Below are 14671 nucleotides of genomic sequence, written 5' to 3'. Positions count from 1 at the left end.
ACAAAAATTTATTCAAAACAGGGAAAACAATCCGACACCCTTGACAAGCAGCGGCGAGTTCGGCATTATTATTTTAGTATCTAAAATATAGATACTAAAATAAATTCCAAGGCAGTTGTGCAAGAAAGGAGGCGCTCTCCCGTGAAGATTGATTTTGACAGGGAGATCGACAGAAAATCCACCTGGGATCTGAAATGGAACGGTTCCATGGTGGCGGATTATCTGAATACCCAGGTGCCGGAGGACTTTATCCCCATGTGGGTGGCGGATTCGGACTTTGCCTGCCCGCCCCATGTGCTGCAGGCCCTGCGGGAGCGCCTGGAAAAGGAAGTACTGGGCTACTGCGCGCCGCAGAAACCGTTCTATGATGCGGTTTGCTGGTGGCAGAAAGAGCGGCATGGCTGGCAGGTGGACCCCGCCTGGATCACCGCGCTGCCCAGCGTGGTGGCGGGCATCAACATCGCCCTGCATGTATTTACCGAAGAGGGGGACGGCGTCCTGGTACAGACGCCGGTCTATGATCCCTTCTCCACCATCGTGCGGCGGACCGGCCGCCGGGTGATCAACAATCCGCTTCGGCAGGAAAACGGCCGTTTCGTGATGGACTACGAACAGCTGGAACAGCTGGCTGCCGACCCGTCCACCAAGGCGCTGATCCTCTGTTCGCCCCACAACCCGGTGGGCCGGGTATGGGAAGCGGAAGAACTGCGCCGCCTGGCGGAGATCTGCCTGGCAAACAATGTGGCCATCATCTCGGACGAAATCCATTCGGACATCCTGCTGGCGGACAAACCCCATACTCCGCTGCTCTCGCTGGATGCGCGGTATGCGGACCGGTTCGTCTGCCTGACCGCCCCCAGCAAAACCTTCAATATTCCTGGGCTGAAAACGGCGGTGGCCATCATTCCCAACCGGGAAGTAAAAGAGAAGTTCGACCAGATGCAGCTGGCCATGTCGCTGGATGTCCGCAACACCTTCGGCCTTGTCGGGCTGACGGCCAGCTACACCCCCGAGGGGGAGGAATGGCTGGCGCAGGAGCTGGACTATCTGCGGGGCAACGGGGATCTGGTGGAGGAGTTCCTGGCCAGGGAGCTGCCCCAGGTGCGGTTTATCCGGCCGGAAGGCACCTTCCTGTGCTGGCTGGATTGCCGCCCGCTGGGCCTGAGCGACGAAGAGCTGCTGCATCGGGTGGTGATGGAGGCGCGGGTCATCTGCGTGCCGGGCCCCTGGTTCGGCCCCGGCGGCGAGGGCTATCTGCGGCTCAACATCGGCTGCACCCGGGCGAATTTGAAAACGGCGCTGGAACGTCTGGCCGCCGTGCTGAAGAAAGGGGAAGCAAATGGAAGCTGAACTGCGGGCGCTTCTGGACGAGGTTGCCTCTGAAACGATCCGGAACCGTCACTGGCTGCACGAGCACCCGGAACTGAGCCTGGCGGAAAAAGAAACCAGCGCGTTTATCTGCCGCCGGATGGATGAGCTGGGCATTCCCTGGGAACGTGTGGGGGAATACGGCCTGATCGGTCGGCTGGAATGCGGCCCGGGCAAAACCGTGCTGCTGCGGGCGGATATGGATGCGCTGCCGGTGGAGGAGTCGCCGGAAAACCTGTGCCGTCCCAAGGCGGCAGTTTCCGGCACGCCCGGGATATCCCACGCCTGCGGGCACGACGCCCATGTGGCAATGCTGCTGTCCGCCATGAAGGTGCTGAGCGCTGCCCGCAGCCGTCTGCACGGAACGGTGCTGTTCTGCTTTGAACAGGCGGAGGAAACCGGCAAAGGCGTGCAGCCCATGCTGGACGCGCTGGCCCGGTATCAGGTGGACACCGCCTGGGCCATCCATGTGTACGCGGGGCTGGATTCCGGCAAGATCAGCGTGGATCCCGGCGCCCGGATGGCCGGCCTGGCCGCCTACACCGTGCGCCTGAACGGCAAAGGCGGGCATATCTCCCGGCCCGACCTCTGCCATAACCCGATTATGTGCGGCGCCCAGATCCTGTCTAATCTGAGCATGCTCTGGGCCACCGGCATTGATCCTGCCAAGACGGTAACGCTGGGGGTAGGCACCTTCCATGCGGGGGAAAAGGGCAATGTAATCCCCGATACCGCTGAGTTTGCGGGCTCGCTGCGCTTCTTTGACAAGCAGGAGGGGCTGCGTGCCTACAGCGAGTTCAAGCGGATTGTGGATACTACCGCGCAGATGTACGGCTGTACAGCGGAATATCCCCGGGAACTGGTGGCGCCCTTTGTGGTGCAGAACGATCCGGCCTGTGCGGCGGCCGCGGCCCATGCGGTGGAAGAATGGGCCGGCAGCGGGCATGTGTCCCCCTGCGAACCCTGGTCTGCCACCGAGAGCATGGCGGCGTATCTGGAACGGTACCCCGGTGTGCTGGCTTTCCTGGGCATCCGCAATCCCGAGGCCGGCACCGGCGCCGGCCACCATACCACCCGGTTCGACGTGGACGACGCAGCGTTCAGCCTGGGCGTGGTGTCCACGGTGGGCTACGCCTGGCAGTATTTGAAGGAGGAATAAACGATGAGTTGGAGTCTGGCGGCATCCCTGGTAGTCGTATGCGTGATTATGTTTCTGGGCGACTTGGTCTCCCGCAAAACCAGCAGCAAGGTCTCGTCCCTGATTGTTATTGCACTCTGCTTCATGATCGGTTTCTGGACGGTGTTCCCCAAGGACATCCTGGACACCTCCATGATGAACTCTTTGCGTGAAATCACCATGCTGTACATTCTGCTGCAGGTAGGCGCCCGGTTCAACCTGCAACTGGTCAAAAAGGACTGGCGCGTTGTGGTCACCACCCTGGCGGTGGTAGCCGGCATCCTGGTAATTGTGGGTGTGGCAGGCAGCCTGATCTTCGGGCGGGAAACTGCCCTTGTGGCCATCCCTCCCCTGACCGGCGGCGGTCTCGGTGGTGTCGGCAATTGTGGCCGGCGTGGTCGTCAAGTTCCTGTAATCAGCCCAACCTCCCTTTTGTCCGGAAACCTACCGCCGTGTCTCCCTGCGCGGTGGGAGGTTTTCTGTTCCGGGGATTTGTCAGACGGCGCTGATTGTGTTATGATACAGTCATTGACAGGGGGAGAGAGCATGGAACGGCAAGAGACCGATCGCATCCGGGAACTGATGGCTGCGGTGCGCAGCGTCACCGATGCGCATGAAAAATATCTGTCCCGGGCGCGGGACTATCTGGACGGGGAAAAGCTGTATATGCGGGAGGCTCATTTTGCCATTGCGGTGGGCCACAGCGGCGAAGTGACCATGTCGGAGCTGGCCCACCAGCTGGAGATCACGCCCGGCGCGGTCAGCCAGCTGGCCCAGCGTATGGAGAAAAAAGGCTATGTGGAGCGGGTCACCTGCGCGGAGGACAAGCGAAAAAATATTGTGCGCCTGACTGAAAAGGGTCGGGCGCTCTATGAAGCCCATGAGGTATATGACCGCGCCCAGTATCAGGTGATTGCCCGGAGCTTGGCCCGGTACACACCGGAACAGCTGGATCTGTTCATTGAGATGGAACGGGAACTGAGCCGCCTGCTGTGCAGCGAAGAGGAATAAGGCAAAAGAAAACAGCCGCCCGTCGGGCGGCTGTTTTTCTCATGGTTCAGGCGGTTGGCTCCGCCGGTTCCGCTTCCCAGTGCTCGGTTGTGCGCAGCGGCAGACGGCGCATGGTCACGAAAAAGGCGATGATCAGCGGCACAGCGCTGCCCGCCCAGGCCATGGGGTTGGCCAGGCAGGCGCCGGTGTAGCCCAGCGGGCTTACCAGCCACACGGCGCATACACCCCGCATTACCAGTTCCATGATCCCGGCAAAGGTGGGCACAAAACTCTGCCCCAGCCCCTGCAGGGTGTAGCGGAACACAAACAGCAGGGCCAGAAGCCAGAGCGAAACACCCACAATAAACAGGTAGATGCGGGCCAGGTCCAGCACCTGCGGGTCGTGCCCCACAAACAGGGAGGCCAGCGGCCGCCCGAACAGGACAAACGCCCCGCCCATAAAGGCCGACCAGCCCAGCGCCATGGCGCTGCACTGCAGCACGCCCTGCCGGATGCGCTGGATCTTGCCCGCGCCGTAGTTCTGGGCCGCGTAGGTGCCCACCGCCAGGCCAAAGCTCATCAGCGGCAGCGTGCCCAGAGATTCCAGCTTGTTGGCAGCGGTGAACGCGGCCACCGCCGTGCTGCCCAGGCCGTTCAGCGCGTACTGCAGCATCAGCGAACCGATGGCAATGATGCTGCTCTGAAAGCCCATCGGCAGTCCCATATGCAGATGCTCCACCACATCCTCCCGGGTCAGCCGCCAGCTGGAGCGATCCAGCCGCAGGATGGGGAACCGCAGCCCGATGTACCATACACAGGCCAGACTCGCCAGGATCTGGGCGGCCACCGTGGCCACGCCCGCGCCCATCACCCCCATCGGGGTGTACAGGATCAGCAGAATATCCAGTACAATGTTGATCAGGCAGCCGCCCACCAGAAAGTACAGCGGCGTTTTGCTGTCGCCCAGCGCCCGCAGCACGTTGGAGGTCACGTTAAACAGCATGGTGGCCAGGATTCCCCCGAACACCACCGCCAGATATCCCACCGCATCGTCCAGAATTTCGGGCGGGGTCTGCAGCAGGATCAGCAGCTGGCGGGTGCCCAGTACGCTGGCCACGGTCAGCACCAGACCGATCCCGCCGCCCAGCAGCAGGCTGGCGGCATAGCTGCGGCGCACGCCCTCCTCATCCCCGGCGCCGAACCGCCGGGCGGTCAGCATTGAAAACCCGGCCGAGAGCCCCTGGGCAAAGCCGATAATAAAGAACATCAAACTGCCGGTGCAGCCCACCGCGGCCAGCGCATTCACACCCAGCATGCGCCCCACGATAAAGGCGTCGGCCATGTTGTATACCTGCTGGAACAGGTTGCCGATAAACAGCGGAAAAGCAAACAGAAGAATCAGCCGGGCAGGAGAGCCGGATGTCATGGAACGTACCATCGTCGCATACCTCGCAGTGCAGAAAAGGGCAGGCGCAAGCCCGCCGGTGCGTGTTCGGATACACAGTACGCGGCCGCCGGGCCGCGCGCTCTCGAGAGAGACTGCACTCTATCATACAGCCGCCGCGGCAAAAGTCAATGCAATTTCTGAGTCTTGTAAAAATTCGGCACTGTTCTCCTGCGGGCGGGGGAGTGCCCGTCCCGGTTTTGTGCAAAACGCGCTGCGACGGAACAAAGCGGCACCTGCTTGTCCCTCTGCGGCGTACATGGTATACTGAAAGCAATCCATCGGAAAAGGAGGCGACCGGTTTGCGAATTGCTCTGGTGGATGACAACCCGCAGGATGCACAGGTACTGCAGGGATATCTGGACTGGTTTTCCCGGGAGGTAGGGCTGGAGTGGTCCTACGCCTATTATTCGGATGGACAGGCTTTTCTGAACGGGGATACCTGCCAGTTTGACCTGATTGTCATGGACGTGGATATGCCCGGCATCAACGGTATCGAGACAGCCCGTCTGCTGCGCCAGCGGGACCCGGATGTGCTGCTGATGTTTGTGACCAATATGCCCCAGTATGCCCTGGCGGGCTACGCGGTGGATGCGCTGGACTATCTGATCAAGCCGGTAGCCTATGGGGACTTCACCCTCAAACTGCAGAAAACGCTGCGGTATCTGCGCCGGGACCGCACCGAGTGGATCACTCTCCATACCACAGGCGGAATGGTCCGGCTGGAACCCCGGGAAATTTTGTACGTGGAATCCACCCTCCATTACCTGACCTACCATACCTGGTCGGGTGAGTATCGGGTACGGGGGGCGATGGCGGAGGCGGAGCGTACCCTGCAGGGCTACTCTTTTGCCCGCTGTTCCCGCAGCTATCTGGTCAACCTGCGCCATGTGCGGGCCATTGAGGGGGAGGACGTAGTGGTGGAAACGGTGCGCCTGAAGATGACCCGAAGCCGCCGGGAAGAGTTCTTGGAACGGTTCACCCGCTTTCTGGGAGGGATGGAACCATGACCGTGCCCACCCCTGTAGCCATTTTTGAAGAACTGCGCTTTGTATGGGAACTGATGGCGGCGGAATATCTTTTCCTGCTGCCCTTTGCCCGCCGCAAGCCCCGGTGGCTGCGGCGTACGCTGGCAGGTGTTGTGCTGTTTTCGGTGCTGTCCCAGTTTTATTTCCCCTGGCAGGGATTCTGCCAGGGTGTTCTGCCTCTGCCGATGGCTGACCTGTTTACCGGCTTGTGGTATGTACCGCTGGCGTTAGCCACTATGCTGTACAGCCGGGTCTGCTTTCAGATCACCGTCTGCGATGCACTGTATATCGGTATCTCCGGCTATGCGGCTCAGCATCTGGTATATGTAACGGTACATGAACGGCTTGCCCTGGACTGGTATCCGCAGCTGACCGCCTGCCTGCCGCTTTATGCGCTGGTCAGCCTGGCGGCCTGCGGGCTGCTGTACGGCCTGCTCTACCGGGTGATGGCCCGTCCGCTAAGCCTGTGCGGCGGAGAGCTGAACCAGGATACCACGGCCCATATCCTGCACTATGTCCTGCTGCTGGCGGTGCTGATCTTCTGCACCCTGTCCTGCCAGCATCTGTTCCATTTTGATCCGGCCATCCGGATCCTCAGTGCCCAGCTGGGCTTTCTGATCTGCGCCATGATTCTGGGCATTCAGTATCTGTCCTGCCGCAACATCCTGGCCCAGCGGGAACAGGCCGTGATCCATCAGATGCTGCGGGACGGCGAACGCCACTATACCCATTCAAAAGAACTGATCGAGATGGTCAACCGCAGCGTGCACGACCTGAAACACACCTGCCAGGCCCTGCACACCATGGATGAAGGGGAGCGTCTGGCCTTTGTATCCGAGCTGGAGCAGAACGTGGCCATGTACCGCCGGCTGGTCCATGCGGACAACGAGGCGGTGAACACCATCCTGGTGGAAAAGACCCTGTCCTGCGAAAAGGAGGGCATCCGCCTGGCCTGTTCGCTGGGACACCTGGAACTGGACTTCCTCTCCTTACCGGATCTGTATACCCTGCTGGGCAATGCCATCGACAACGCGGTGGAAGGCGTGCGCAACCTGCCCGACCCGGAAAAGCGGGTGGTGCAGCTGAGTATCCAGACCAGCGGCGGCTTTGTCAGCATCCAGACCAACAACTATTATGCAGGCGAACTGACGCTGGAAAACGGCCTGCCCCGCACCACCAAGCGGGATCCGGCCGGTCACGGCTACGGCCTTAAAAGTATCCGCTACCTGGCCCGCAAATACGGCGGCTCCATGAGCGTGAGCGCCCGGGACGGCGTTTTCGTTCTTCAGATCATGCTGCCGGTTCAGTCTTAATCCTTCGGCAAAATGCCCTGCTTGGCGGGGCATTTTTTTGTGCCCGGCTGCAACTTCTGCCAGCAAACTGCAAGTTCTGCCACCCCCCTTGTTCCGCCCGCCGGGCCTGTGGTATATACCTTCACAGACCGGCGGGGCCACGGCCATCCCGCCATCGTGAGACCTTTTGCGGACAAGGAGGAACCAGCATGCAGAAAAAACGATCCATCCCATTGCTGGCGCTGATCGCCGTTCTGGTGGTTGCGCTGTCGGTGGGCAACTTCTTTGCGTTCAAGTACGCGCCCATCATCACCACCTATCTGGGCCAAAAGAGCTATGAGGTGCGCAGCGGAGACAGCGAAGAGGATACCGAATATTATAAAAGCGATTTTTCCAGCGAGGAAGAGCGTCTGCTGGCGGATGCGGCGGCCGCCCGGGTAACCGCCTCGGAGGGCTTTGTGCTGCTCAAGAATGACAACCAGGCCCTGCCCATGGAGAACGGCGGCAATGTGACCCTGTTCGGCGTCAGCTCCGCCTCCATTTTGTATGGCGGCGGCGGGTCCGGCGCGGTGGACACCTCCACTGCCCCCACCCTGAAAACCGCGCTGGAAAGCGCCGGCTTCTCGGTCAACCCCACCATGTGGGACTTTTACACCACCGGCGCGGCGACAGACATCCGCATGGACGTGGCCGATATGGCCGGTACCGGCCGCTATGTGATTCATGAAGCGGCCCCCGCACTGTTTGGCAGCGCAGAGGAGAGCAGCTTTGCCGAATACGGTGACGCGGCCATTGTGACCTTTGCCCGTTCCGGCAGCGAGAGTGCCGACATCCCCACCGTCTATGACGAAAGCTACGCCGAGCCCATGGATGTGGAGGGCTTCCTGGGGGCATTCCATTCCGATCCGGTGGATTCCCCTGAGGACATCGGCCGGCACTACCTGGAACTGACCGCCAACGAAGAAGAACTGCTGCGCTATGTGAGCGAGCGGTTTGACAAGGTGATCGTGCTGATCAACTCCGGCAACGCCATGGAGCTGTCCTTCCTGGATCAGGAAGAGTACGGCGTGGACGCCTGCCTGTGGATCGGCAATCCGGGCCAGGACGGCCTGTACGCGGTGGGTGACCTGCTCAATGGCACTACCTCGCCCTCCGGCAAGACGGTGGACACCTACGCCTACAATCCGCTGGGGGCGCCCGCGGTGCAGAACTTCGGCAATCACCAGATGGCCGGTGCCGAGGAGGCCGTGAATACCGCCTATGTGGTGTACCAGGAGGGCATCTACGTAGGCTACAAATACTACGAGACCCGCTATGAAGACACCGTGCTGGGCCAGGGTGGTGCCGACGCGGCGGTGGGCGTCACTGCCGAAGGGGCGGGCAGCTGGGTCTATGCCGACGAGGTGCAGTTCCCCTTCGGCTACGGCCTGAGCTACACCACCTTCACCCAGGAACTGGTGGATGCATCCCGGGACGGCGATGATTTTGTCTTTACCGTCCAGGTAACCAACACCGGCGACCGGGAGGGCAAGCAGGTGGTGCAGCTCTACCTGCAGAGCCCCTATACCGATTACGACAAGGCAAACGGCGTGGAAAAGGCGTCCGTACAGCTGGCGGGCTTTGCCAAAACCTCCACCCTGCAGCCCGGTGAAAGCGAAACACTGACCATCACCGTGGCCGAAGAGGAACTGAAAGCCTACGATGCCACCGCCAACAACGGCGAAGGCAGCTATATTCTGGAGAGCGGCGACTATTATTTCACCGCCGCCACCGATGCCCATAACGCGGTGAACAACATCTTGGCCGCCAAAGGGGCCGAGGGTCTGGACGGGGAGGCCAACGCCGCGAACACCGCCGTCTTTACTCTGGAGAGCACCGACAAATACGCCGTTTCCAGCTATACCGGCGCGGCGATCACCAACCAGTTTACCGATGCGGATATCCGCACCTACGATCCGGACTTCACCTATCTGACCCGCAGCGACTGGGCGGGCACCTGGCCCAGCACCTATGAACTCACCGCTACCGAAGAGATGGTGCAGGCCCTGGCCATCCCCACCGGCACCGACGATCCCGACGCGGAGATGCCCACCACCGGCGCGGACAACGGCCTGTCCCTGGCTATGATGCGGGATTTGTCTGCCGACGATCCCAGCTGGGACGACCTGCTGGACCAGCTTACCGCCCAGGAGATGTACAACCTGGTGCGGGTGGGCGGCTACCAGACCCAGGCTGTGAACTCGGTCAGCGCCCCGGCCACTGTCTGTGTGGACGGTCCCGCCTATGTGGGCAACGCGGGCACCACCGGCGTAACCCGCCCGGAGGATACCTATGCCTGGTGTTCGGAGGTGGTCATTTCCTCCACCTGGAATGAGGAGATTGCCTACAACATGGGCAACCTGATCGGCGAAGACTGCCTGGCCCAGGGCGAACTGAACTTTGCGGGTTGGTACGCGCCCGCCATGAACATTCATCGCACCGCTTTCTCCGGCCGCAACTTTGAGTATTACTCGGAGGATGGATTCCTCTCCGGCCGGTTTGGCGCAGCCACCGTGGCCGGTGCCCGGGAAAAGGGCGTGATCACCTTTGTCAAGCACTTCGCCCTGAACGATCAGGAGACCAACCGTTCCGGCATGAGCACCTTTGCCAACGAGCAGTCCATCCGGGAAATCTACCTGAAAGCCTTTGAATCCAGCATTGCCGACAGCGAGAGCGGCACGCTGGGCGTTATGCTCAGCATGAACCGCATCGGCCTGAAGTGGTCCGGCAACCATGTGGGCATGAGCACCAACGTGGTGCGCGGTGAATGGGGCTTTGAAGGCATCATGATCACCGACCAGGCCTCCTATCCGCAGTCCTTCCCGGCGCTGGCGATCCGCGGCGGCCTGGAGGGCGGTACCGATATGTGGCTGAACAGCGGCGCGGACAACTGGCAGATTGACGGCTACCAGACCAACGCTACCGTGATGAACCAGCTGCGGCAGGCGTCCCGCCATATCCTCTATGCGGTATCCCAGAGTTTTGCCATGAACGGCATTTCCGCCAGCGCTCAGGTGGTGCGGGTGCTGGCCCCCTGGCAGACCTGGCTCATCGCGCTGGATGTGATTCTGGGCCTGCTCTGTCTGGCCGGCGCGGTGGTCATCTGCCGCAAGACCCGCTGGCGCAGCTGACCATTTCTCTGGCTCTTTCCGGGGAGGTTCCTCCTTCCCATCCGCCCGAACCAGCGGCGGGGCGCACCCTGCAACAGCGTCCCGGCCATTTGGTGACACGGCAATAAAAACCGGACGCCCGGCAGCAAACACTTGCTGCCGGGCGTCCGGCTTTTTCTCGCTGAAAGGGGATTACACCGTGGTCTTGCGCTTTCTGCGCCGCGCAAGCAGAATCCCGGCACCGGCGGCCAGCACCAGAATCCCCGCGCCGCCTGCGTTCTGCTTGCCCGCATACACCGGGGCGCTGTTGGTGCAGTTCAGCAGCACAGCCCGCATCTGCCCGTACAGATGCAGGGATTTCTCACCGTAGAACTCCACGCTGGTAAGGGTGTCCAGGTCGTTTTCCGGTGCCATGGCCCCGGCAATTCCACCGGCGTTCCAGTCGGCGCAGACCTCGCCCTCGTTGACACAGCCTTCCACCTTGGCGGCCTGGTCGTCCGCGGTGTCCTCGTCGGAAACATCGGTGAACTCCCAGCCCAGATAGTCGCCGGCCTGGTTTACCGTCTGGTTGATGGCGTTCATCTGGTCGGTAATGGCCTGCAGGTCGCCGGTCAGCGCATCCACCGAACCCTCTACCGAGGCCGACATCCCGGAAACCGTCTGATTCAGGTTCTGGATGCGGCTGGTCAGATCGTTTTTTGCCGCCTGGATGCTGTCCCGGTCGGGCAGATCGGGCAGTTCGCCGGGCTTGGGCACCAGCGCCGCGGCCGCGTCCCGGGCGTTCTGCGCCTGGCTTTTCAGCGAGTCCAGCCCGTCGCTGACCCCGGTCACGCCGCTCTGCAGATGGCCGGATACCTGCCCGGCGGTCTGGTTCAGCGCGTTCAGCTGATCCTGCAGCATCTGCAAGGCGTCTTCGCTGTAGTCCACCCGGGTCACTGGTTCCAGCTGCCCTACGATGCCGCCCACGTTGTAGCCCATCTGCCGGTATCCCACATCGCCCCGGTTTTCGCAGCTGCGCACCACGCCGGTGTTCACACCGGTCACGCCGCCCACGTCGGTTGCATTGTTCAGTGACTCCGCACCGGTCAAAGTCTCCAGCGTCACATCCGAGAGCGCCACCTGGTTCTGCTGTTCGGTGGTATTCACCGCGGCCTCATTGGTGCAGCTGCGCACCACGCCGGCATTTTCACCAGCCACGCCGCCCACAAAATGGCTGCCGCTCACGCTGCCGGACACCCGGCAGTTCTCCACAAGACCGGTCACCTGGCTGCAGCCCACAATGCCGCCCACCGCGTCTACGCCGCTTACGGTGCCCTCAAAGGCGCAGTCGGTGATCTGCCCGGCGCTGACCCCGGCAATGGCACCCACCTGGAAACGGCTGCCCAGGGGCGCTACCGTGCCCTGCAGGTTCAGATCGTGTACCCGAGCCGTCTCGGTCAGGGTGCGGAACAGCCCCTTCTGCGAACCGTCCCCGGTCACCTACAGGCCGGTAATGGTATGTCCGCCGCCGTCAAAATCGCCACAGAATACCGGGATGCCTTCCCAGTCCACGCCGGTCAGGTCAGGTCGGTATCCAGCCGCACCGAAAGCCCCTGGCTGTAGCTGTCCAGACGGCAGTTTTCCGCAAAGGCCAGCAGCTGGTCGGCGGTGGTGATGACCAGCGCCGCGGTCTCTTCCTCCCCGGCATACACCGGCGTCAGCGCCAGACAAAGCACCAGCAGCAGGCCGATGCAGGCTGTGATCCGTTTACGCATGGTTTCCGTCGCCTCCTTCCTCGTCCGCGGGGGAGATCTGGCCATCGGTGGAAAGGGTGGCGTTCAGCTGTCCGTGCAGGATGCCGTCCAGATTTCCGTCCACAAAGCCGGACACGTAGCCGCGCACATGGCCCCGTACCCGCACAGTGCCCTTGACGCTGCGCAGGTTCCAGTCCACCCCTTTGAACTGGAAGCTGGTTCGCTCGATGATCCGGTCACCCAGTACCAGGATAGAGGGCAGTACCCCCAGCACCAGCACGATACTGATGATGGTGCCCCGGCCCAGGCAGTTGCCCATAATGGCAATCACCGGCTGGGTGGACAGGTTGCCGATCAGCAGCCCGGCCGCCGCCATGATGCCGCCGGAGGTAAACACCGTGGGAAACGCCGCATTCACCGCTTTCAGAATGGCCTGCCGGGGTTCCAGCAAAGCCCGCTGTTCCTGATAATGGCTGGAGATCACGATGGCGTAGTCGATGTTGGCGCCCATCTGGATGGCGTTCACGATCAGATACCCCAGGAAATACAGCGGCTGGCCGGTCAGGGTGGGGATGGAGAAGTTGATCCAGATACTGCCCTGGATCACCACGATCAGCAGTACCGGCAGCGCCGCCGACCGGAAGGTGAACAGCAGCACCGCAATCACAAACAACGCCGACAGAATGCCGATCAGCAGGTTGTCGGTCACAAAGGATTCGGCCAGATCCCGGGCGCTGGTGGAATCGCCTACCACATAGTAGTCGCCCTCATAATACTGGCCCGCCACCTCCCGGATGGTGTCCAGAAAAGCAAAGGTCTCGTCGCTCTCCACCGGCAGATTCAGATACAGCACCATCCGGCTGTGCCGGTCGTTTTTCAGCTGCTGCTGGGCGCTCTCGATCTGATCAAACAGGTCTTCCGTGTCCGAAACACCCGCGTCCTCCAGCGTCAGGGTCAGGTGGTAGTCCTCCGCGCTGTCTTTCAGAAACACCAGCAGATCAAACAGCGGCACCGCATACTCGTCCAGCCCGCTCAGCAGCTGGCCGTACTGGTCCTGCTCCAGGGCATAGGCCCCATACAGCGCCTTGGCTACCTCGTAATCCAGCCCCGCCATCTCGCTGAATGCCCGGGGCGTCAGCGAGTCCGCCAGGGTGTAGCCGTCCATCGCCTGGTGGTCAGGGAAGAGGCGCTGATCTCCGGAATTGCTTTGGACAGCGCGTCGATGCAGGCGTCCCGGGTGGGTTTGTACTCATGCTCGTCCGAAAAACGGTGGCACAGGATGATGGCATAGTCGATGGCCAGCGCCAGCTGCAGCACGGTGGCGACGGCGTCGGACACAAAGCTGATTTTACCGTAGAAAAAGTTGGTGCCCATGTTCAGCAGGGCCGCCGCCGCAAAGGTCAGCAGCAGCATCGGCACCTCCGCCCAGGCGCGGGAGGTCAGGCTCAGCACGATCACAATGATCACCGCGGCCACCAGCAGGATAATGCCCATCTCCCGGCGCAGCATGGCGGTTGCGTCGAAACCCACCATCGTGTCCAGCGACAGGTCATACCCGGCCAATAGCTCTTTCAGCTGTTCCACTGCCGCCAGGCTTGCCTCGTCGTCGGCCGCTTCGCTGAAGGTCACGTCGTAGAGGGCGGCCGCATCCCGGTAGTGTTCCTCGGTGCCGTCAAAGGTGACCGATGCCACCCCCGGCACCGCGGCGATCTCCTCGTAGAGAGCCTGCGCTGTTTCATAGGTAACGTTGGACACCATTACCCGGGCGCTGCCCGGGGTGAGAAAGTTCTCGTTCATGGCCGTAAGGCCCTGCCGGGTCTCGGTGTCCGCAGGCAGATAGGCGGTCACGTCGTTTTCTACCTGTACCCAGTTGCGGGAAAACAGGCAGAAGATCAGCGCAAACACATACAGCAGAAAAAACAGATAGCGCTTGTCCACCACAAAGGTGGCTACAGCACGCATTCCATTGCCTTTTTCCTTTTTCTCGTTCATGGCTGCTCCTTGCAAAAAATCAATACTCCGGCCGCCTTATTCCTCTGTCAGCAGATTGCTTACATAGGGGGTGCGGCCGGCCTGCACATCGTCATAAAACTGCTGCTTGCGGTCGATGTAATCCACCGCGCCGTTGAGCAACTCGATTTCTTCCAGCAGGGCCTTTCGGCGCCGGGCCAGCATTTCCTTCCGCTCCGGGATGGACGCTGCGCCCGCCAGGCACAGCTGCACATAATGGCGCATCTCCCGGATGCTCAGCCCGCACCGTTTCAGACAGCCGAGCCCCTGGATCCAGGCAAGATCCCGCTCGTCAAAAACGCGGCGGTTGCCCGCGTCCCGTTTCACATGGGGCACAAGCCCCTGGTTGCAGTAAAATTTGAGGGCTTCATAGGTCATTCCGGTCTGTTCACAGACATCTTTCATGGAATACAGCATCGTGCGATCTCCTTGAATTTTCACAAAATACCGCTTGACCGGTAGTAACAACCGGATGCTACA

Annotated in this window: 12 protein-coding genes; 6 read left to right on the top strand and 6 right to left on the bottom strand. The window is 61.4% G+C overall.

What is annotated here, in order from left to right; all coding sequences use genetic code 11:
• The first annotated feature begins 141 nt into the window (after positions 1 to 141).
• The 3 genes from B5E65_RS03545 to B5E65_RS03535 are packed head-to-tail and all read left to right on the top strand — an operon-like array spanning position 142 to position 3556.
• A complete protein-coding gene (locus tag B5E65_RS03545) occupies positions 142 to 1350 on the top strand; it encodes a MalY/PatB family protein (RefSeq protein WP_087170403.1) in 1209 nt (402 codons plus the stop codon).
• Positions 1340 to 2527 carry a M20 metallopeptidase family protein gene (locus B5E65_RS03540; protein WP_087170402.1) on the top strand — a complete coding sequence of 396 codons (1188 nt, stop codon included), beginning with the start codon at positions 1340 to 1342 and terminating at the stop codon, positions 2525 to 2527. Before B5E65_RS03545 ends, B5E65_RS03540 begins: the two co-directional genes overlap by 11 nt.
• A 3-nt stretch (positions 2528 to 2530) precedes the next feature.
• On the top strand, positions 2531 to 3556 hold the full coding sequence (locus B5E65_RS03535; RefSeq protein ID WP_087170401.1) for a MarR family transcriptional regulator: 1026 nt from the start codon (positions 2531 to 2533) through the stop codon (positions 3554 to 3556).
• A 46-nt stretch (positions 3557 to 3602) separates the two neighbouring features.
• Here B5E65_RS03535 and B5E65_RS03530 read toward each other — a convergent pair whose 3' ends face one another.
• Positions 3603 to 4973, bottom strand: coding sequence for an MATE family efflux transporter (locus tag B5E65_RS03530; protein ID WP_087170400.1), 1371 nt, complete (start codon positions 4971 to 4973; stop codon positions 3603 to 3605).
• Between the two features lie 308 nt (positions 4974 to 5281).
• Here B5E65_RS03530 and B5E65_RS16005 point away from each other — a divergent pair, with 308 nt between their 5' ends.
• The 3 genes from B5E65_RS16005 (at position 5282) to B5E65_RS03515 (ending at position 10469) form a co-directional block, all read left to right on the top strand.
• On the top strand, positions 5282 to 5989 hold the full coding sequence (locus B5E65_RS16005; RefSeq protein WP_158098506.1) for a LytR/AlgR family response regulator transcription factor: 708 nt from the start codon (positions 5282 to 5284) through the stop codon (positions 5987 to 5989).
• Positions 5986 to 7320: an ATP-binding protein gene (locus B5E65_RS03520; protein WP_087170399.1), complete on the top strand. Its 1335-nt coding sequence runs from the start codon at positions 5986 to 5988 to the stop codon at positions 7318 to 7320. The genes B5E65_RS16005 and B5E65_RS03520 overlap by 4 nt, the downstream gene beginning before the upstream one ends.
• Before the next feature lie 188 nt (positions 7321 to 7508).
• Complete coding sequence (locus tag B5E65_RS03515) at positions 7509 to 10469, top strand: glycoside hydrolase family 3 C-terminal domain-containing protein (RefSeq protein WP_087170398.1); 2961 nt, start codon at positions 7509 to 7511, stop codon at positions 10467 to 10469.
• Positions 10470 to 10640: 171 nt separating this feature from the next.
• On the opposite strand, the gene B5E65_RS03510 is transcribed toward B5E65_RS03515, so the two are convergent.
• The 5 genes from B5E65_RS03510 to B5E65_RS03495 all read right to left on the bottom strand — a co-directional run bounded on the left by B5E65_RS03510 (position 10641) and on the right by B5E65_RS03495 (position 14608).
• The gene (locus tag B5E65_RS03510) at positions 10641 to 11927 is read right to left on the bottom strand and encodes a hypothetical protein (protein ID WP_087170397.1); all 1287 of its coding nucleotides are present in this window, start codon (positions 11925 to 11927) and stop codon (positions 10641 to 10643) included.
• A gap of 77 nt (positions 11928 to 12004) precedes the next feature.
• The gene (locus B5E65_RS03505; RefSeq protein ID WP_087170396.1) at positions 12005 to 12202 is read right to left on the bottom strand and encodes a hypothetical protein; all 198 of its coding nucleotides are present in this window, start codon (positions 12200 to 12202) and stop codon (positions 12005 to 12007) included.
• The gene (locus tag B5E65_RS16495) at positions 12195 to 13346 is read right to left on the bottom strand and encodes an MMPL family transporter (protein WP_242957470.1); all 1152 of its coding nucleotides are present in this window, start codon (positions 13344 to 13346) and stop codon (positions 12195 to 12197) included. Before B5E65_RS16495 ends, B5E65_RS03505 begins: the two co-directional genes overlap by 8 nt.
• The gene (locus B5E65_RS16490) at positions 13316 to 14173 is read right to left on the bottom strand and encodes an MMPL family transporter (protein ID WP_242957469.1); all 858 of its coding nucleotides are present in this window, start codon (positions 14171 to 14173) and stop codon (positions 13316 to 13318) included. The genes B5E65_RS16495 and B5E65_RS16490 overlap by 31 nt, the downstream gene beginning before the upstream one ends.
• 36 nt (positions 14174 to 14209) lie before the next feature.
• A complete protein-coding gene (locus tag B5E65_RS03495; protein WP_087170395.1) occupies positions 14210 to 14608 on the bottom strand; it encodes a MerR family transcriptional regulator in 399 nt (132 codons plus the stop codon).
• Positions 14609 to 14671: the final 63 nt, after the last annotated feature.

Origin of the sequence: Gemmiger sp. An120 (assembly GCF_002160955.1) — a bacterium.
In the GTDB taxonomy this organism is placed as follows: Bacteria; Bacillota; Clostridia; order Oscillospirales; family Ruminococcaceae; genus Gemmiger_A; species Gemmiger_A avium.
This window is presented reverse-complemented; position numbering and strand designations above follow the sequence as displayed.

Coding starts and splice junctions, on each gene's coding strand:
- B5E65_RS03540 (WP_087170402.1), top strand. CDS start 1,340: ATGGAAGCTGAACTGCGGGCGCTTCTGGACGAGGTTGCCTCTGAAACG.
- B5E65_RS03535 (WP_087170401.1), top strand. CDS start 2,531: ATGAGTTGGAGTCTGGCGGCATCCCTGGTAGTCGTATGCGTGATTATG.
- B5E65_RS03530 (WP_087170400.1), bottom strand. CDS start 4,973: ATGGTACGTTCCATGACATCCGGCTCTCCTGCCCGGCTGATTCTTCTG.
- B5E65_RS03520 (WP_087170399.1), top strand. CDS start 5,986: ATGACCGTGCCCACCCCTGTAGCCATTTTTGAAGAACTGCGCTTTGTA.
- B5E65_RS03515 (WP_087170398.1), top strand. CDS start 7,509: ATGCAGAAAAAACGATCCATCCCATTGCTGGCGCTGATCGCCGTTCTG.
- B5E65_RS03505 (WP_087170396.1), bottom strand. CDS start 12,202: ATGCGTAAACGGATCACAGCCTGCATCGGCCTGCTGCTGGTGCTTTGT.
- B5E65_RS16495 (WP_242957470.1), bottom strand. CDS start 13,346: ATGGACGGCTACACCCTGGCGGACTCGCTGACGCCCCGGGCATTCAGC.
- B5E65_RS16490 (WP_242957469.1), bottom strand. CDS start 14,173: ATGAACGAGAAAAAGGAAAAAGGCAATGGAATGCGTGCTGTAGCCACC.
- B5E65_RS03495 (WP_087170395.1), bottom strand. CDS start 14,608: ATGCTGTATTCCATGAAAGATGTCTGTGAACAGACCGGAATGACCTAT.